Source organism: Frankia sp. AiPs1 (assembly GCF_023716945.1).
GTDB lineage: Bacteria > Actinomycetota > Actinomycetes > Frankiales > Frankiaceae > Frankia.
In genome coordinates this window covers 1-4,180 of the sequence record NZ_JAMQQF010000529.1, presented here as the reverse complement: position 1 = coordinate 4,180, position 4,180 = coordinate 1, and the positions used below count along the sequence as shown (strand labels likewise).

Below are 4,180 nucleotides of genomic sequence, written 5' to 3'. Positions count from 1 at the left end.
GCGGTCCACGTCGCCGCCGCCCGCGCGGGACACCACGACCGACCCGCGCCGTTGCGGGGCGGCCGTGGTGAGTCCGGTGGCCGGCGGCCCGATCAGGCCGCCGCGGCCAGCGGGAGCACGACCCGGGGAAAGCGGTGGATCAGTCGGGTCGTGAGCTGACCGCCGTCGAGCATGTCGAGCAGCGCGCCGGCCCGGCGATGGTCCAGCCGGCCCGACCGGTGCAGACCCCGCAGCCGCAGCAGGCCCGGCAGGTGCGCCTCGATGGCCCGCTGGTCGGGTCGGGGGGCATCGTCGAGCCAGGCGTCGAACTGCCCGCCGGTCATGATCTCCCACACGATCGTGTCGGCCACCGCGCCGGTGCCGTCGGTGATCGTCACCAGGTGGGGCACGCGGACCAGGTCGCTGAAGCCCGCCAGGTCCGGCCGCAGCCCGGCGGTCACCACGTTGTTGCCGAGCCGGGGATCGAGCCCGGGCGCCGGGCGGCGCAGCACGTTGCGCAGATGGGAGGCGAAGGCGAGGGCCAGCGCGCTGCGGCCGGGCGGGCTGGCGTGGGCGTGCAGCACGATGGCGTCGACCCCGGGCGAGCGCACCTGCTCGGCGGCGGCCCGGACCAGCCACGCCGGCTCGACCAGGACGAATCCCACCTGGGCCCGCCGACGCTCGGCGATGGCGTCGCCGCCGTCCTCCACCGAGCCGGGGACGCCGAGGGTTTCGTGGGTCCACTGACAGGTGATGAGCCCATCGGCACCCGGCAGTGAGAGCAGGGGAAGATCTCCCGAGCTGAAGATCCGTTCGGTGGCGGGCGCGGGCATGCTGTCTCCGGTCCGGTTGGCCGCGAGCGCCGCGAAGGCGATCGCCGGCCGCAGGGGCGGGTCGGTACGGGCAGGGACAGAACGGGCCTCGTTGCGCCGCATGTCCGTCCGATCCAGCAGGTTGGGGGCCGAGACGACATCACGTTGGGACGCCTGGGCCAGCCACGCGTGCTGCGGGCTGCGGGCGAGCGGAGCTCGCACGGCCGTGGCGCACGCTTGCCGGGAAGGGACGACCGGAGTCAGCAGGACCATGATGGCGGACGCCTACTGCAGCAGGTTGTCGAAATCGCCGTCCTTGGCCCCGAGTATCAGGGCCTCTATCTCGGCTCGGGTGTAGACGAGGGCGGGGCCGTTCGGATGCCGGGAGTTGCGGACGGCCACCTCGTCGCCTGGCAGCTCCGCCGGCTCTTCTGCCAGGTGACGCGCTTCAGCGCCGCCGCAGACATGCCACTGTAGATCTTGGTCACGCGATCTCCCGAAGCCCCGAGTAGCCGTGCCACGACGGCCCTCACCCCACGCAGCCCGCCTGTCGCACCGCCGCACCGCGATGGACCCCGCGCCGGCCACGCCGGACGGGACTACCCCCGAAAACCCCGCCGATGTGCCCGCGTGTGCGCCTGCACGAACTTCGGCTCACGATACAGCACGGTCAGGTGCACGTGCATCAAGCGGGATGCATGTGCGTGACGCCGCCTCACGTGCGACTGGCCATGCGGCCGCCGCAGTCGCGGCCTCCTGCCACGTGCTGCCACGCGGACGGACGAGCGGGGCCGCGAGGACGGACGAGCCGCGGCGCCGGGTGAACGGGCGACCGGCGGCGCCGAGTGGGGATGGCGAGCGGCGGCGCCGGGTGGGGATGGCGAGGGGCAGCCGCGGGTCGGGCGAGCGGCGCCGGGGGCACTCGCCACGTGGCCGCATACCCCGGTGGCGCTAGCACTCCCGGTCGGGAGTTCCGAGAGATGACCCGAAGGAGGTAGCGAATCGTCCGAATAAACCCGCTAAGTGGCGAATCACGCAGCCAACCGGCGGCTTCGTAACGGCGCGGCGAGAGACCTGGCCACAGGAAGGGGGCCGTGACTTGCGGAAATGACGTGCGAGTGCGGCGGGGCCCTGGGACTGCGCACCAAGGGACGCCGGCCGTGGGGGCGCTCCCTGGTGTAAAAGTTCATAGCCCCGACACGTCGGGCATCAGGACGCAGCCGACGACGACCGGATCCGGAGGCCACTCGAACTCGGGAGAGACAACGCAATGGGAACCCATCACCGGACCACCGGGAAGGCCGCCGCACCACACAGCGCCTCGCCGGCCACATCCCGGATCCACCGTCCCGGCGCCGGACCATCTCCGGCCGCCGCGGTGGCACAGAACAGCGGGCCGCCACCGGTGGGCGGCGCGGGGAGCACGACCAGGCCGCTCACCCGCTCACTTTCGCCCGAGTGGGGAGTCGTCCGCCCTGCCCGGTCCCGCGGTCGGGTGGAATCAGACGACGAGCAACCGCGCAGCCACCCGCGATCCACGGCCGCAGGCGGCGGCCCACAGCCCTGGGTGCCCGGCACCGAGCGAGCCGGCGCACCGGACGGACGTGGGGACCACGGGACAAGCGGGCGAGCGGGGGCACGAGAGAGTGGGAGTGAGCGAATGCGAACGGGAGGGAGTGCGGGAGGGAGTGGAGGCGGCCCCATGCGACATCGTCGAAACGGATCGGCAGACCCGCATCACTGGGAGCTACGACCGATCCCCGGCCGCACCTTCGGGGGCATCTGCGTCGCCAGGCCAGCGGACGCCCATCACCAACACTCTCTGTGAGCGTGTATACAAATAACCCTCACTGCGCTAAACAAGCAACTGTCACCCAGACAAGTGAACCAGCCGCATAACCGGATCCAGAAGATCAGATGTCATACTCTTGCGTTGACCGATGGCGAGGGGGCCGACCGTGACGACAGCTCAGCCGGGAAGTGGGCCGACCGTGCGTCGGATCCTGCTCGGCTCACAGCTCCGTCGACTTCGCGAGGAGAAGGGCATCAGTCGGGAGACCGCTGGATACCACATCCGCGCCTCCGAGTCGAAGATCAGCCGGATGGAGCTGGGCCGAGTCAGCTTCAAAGAACGAGATGTCGCCGACCTGCTGACCTTCTATCAGGTCACGGACGAAGCCGAGCGCGCTCCTTTGCTGGCGCTCGTGCGCGAGGCGAACACCGCCGGCTGGTGGCAGAACTTCAACGACGTTCTCCCCACCTGGTTCCAGCCGTACGTGGGACTCGAGGAGTCCGCCCAACTGATCCGCACCTACGAACTTCAGTTCATTCCGGGACTACTCCAGACCGAAGACTACGCGCGAGCGATCATCACTCAAGGTAGCAGCGGGGCTCCCGTCGAAGTGATCGAGCGGCGGGTGAGCGTCCGCATCAACCGGCAGAAGTTGCTCTACCGCAAGAACCCCCCACGACTGTGGGTGGTCATCGACGAGGCAGCGCTGCGCCGGCCGATCGGCGGCCCCAAGGTGATGAGCGCGCAGATCGAGCATCTGATCAACATCGCGCCGTTGCAGAACCTCACCCTGCAGGTGATGCCCTTCGCCTTCGGCGGCCACGCGGCCGAGGGCGGCGCGTTCACCATCCTGCGCTTCCCGGAGATGGACCTGCCCGACGTCGTCTACCTGGAGCAGCTCACCGGCTCCACCTACCTGGACAAGCGCGAGGACGTCGACCGGTACATGGAGGTCTACAACCGCCTCAGCGTCGACAGCACGACCCCGGCGTCCACGCCCGACGTCCTGCGCCGCATCGTCAACGAGTACTGAGCCCGCGCCGGCCGGCCACGCACCCAGCCCGGTGCCGGCCGCCGGCGCGGCCGTTCAGCGGCCCTGGGACCCGACGGTGCCAGTGCCGGCATCATCGGCGCTGGCAACGGCGGCGCCGGCAACGGCAGTGCCGGCAACAGCAGTGCCGGCAACGGCGCGCGCGGACGGCGGCCAGGTGAGCTCCAGACTCAGCCACTGATCGTCCAGATCGACGCCGATCCCCACCATCGCGCCGGCCCCCGCCGGCTCGTCGGCACCGCCACCGTTCGGCCAGGATGGTGGTTCCCGGTCGGGCCAGGGCAGCGCGACGAAGATGCTGCCCCCGGCGGGCGCCCACAGCACGGTGACGATCGCCCGCCCGCCCGAGGCCGCGGCGAGCACCGCCCCGACCCGATCGGCCAGTGCCGCACGCACCGGCGCCGGGGCCGAGCGCAGATCGCCGGAGAGCTGGATCTCGACGCTGATCCCCGCGTTCTCGGCGTCGGCGAGCACCGGGTCCAGGTCCGCGAGCGCGGACGACGGCCCGCCGCCGGTCAGCATCCGGCGGATCGACGCGGCCCGCAC

General features: G+C 71.2%; 3 protein-coding genes and 2 pseudogenes. 1 reads left to right on the top strand and 4 read right to left on the bottom strand.

The window, feature by feature from the left end; genetic code table 11:
- Positions 1-92: 92 nt before the first annotated feature.
- From ND748_RS26745 to ND748_RS26735, 3 genes and pseudogenes are all read right to left on the bottom strand, one after another.
- The gene (locus ND748_RS26745) at positions 93-1,013 is read right to left on the bottom strand and encodes a hypothetical protein (RefSeq protein ID WP_251748983.1); all 921 of its coding nucleotides are present in this window, start codon (positions 1,011-1,013) and stop codon (positions 93-95) included.
- A 63-nt stretch (positions 1,014-1,076) separates the two neighbouring features.
- Positions 1,077-1,279, bottom strand: a pseudogene (locus ND748_RS26740) (DUF397 domain-containing protein).
- A 793-nt stretch (positions 1,280-2,072) separates the two neighbouring features.
- A complete protein-coding gene (locus tag ND748_RS26735) occupies positions 2,073-2,231 on the bottom strand; it encodes a hypothetical protein (protein WP_251748980.1) in 159 nt (52 codons plus the stop codon).
- A 518-nt stretch (positions 2,232-2,749) separates the two neighbouring features.
- Here ND748_RS26735 and ND748_RS26730 point away from each other — a divergent pair.
- Positions 2,750-3,616: a helix-turn-helix transcriptional regulator gene (locus ND748_RS26730; protein ID WP_251748978.1), complete on the top strand. Its 867-nt coding sequence runs from the start codon at positions 2,750-2,752 to the stop codon at positions 3,614-3,616.
- A 54-nt stretch (positions 3,617-3,670) separates the two neighbouring features.
- Here ND748_RS26730 and ND748_RS26725 read toward each other — a convergent pair.
- A pseudogene (locus tag ND748_RS26725) lies at positions 3,671-4,180 on the bottom strand (histidine kinase); the annotation flags it as partial.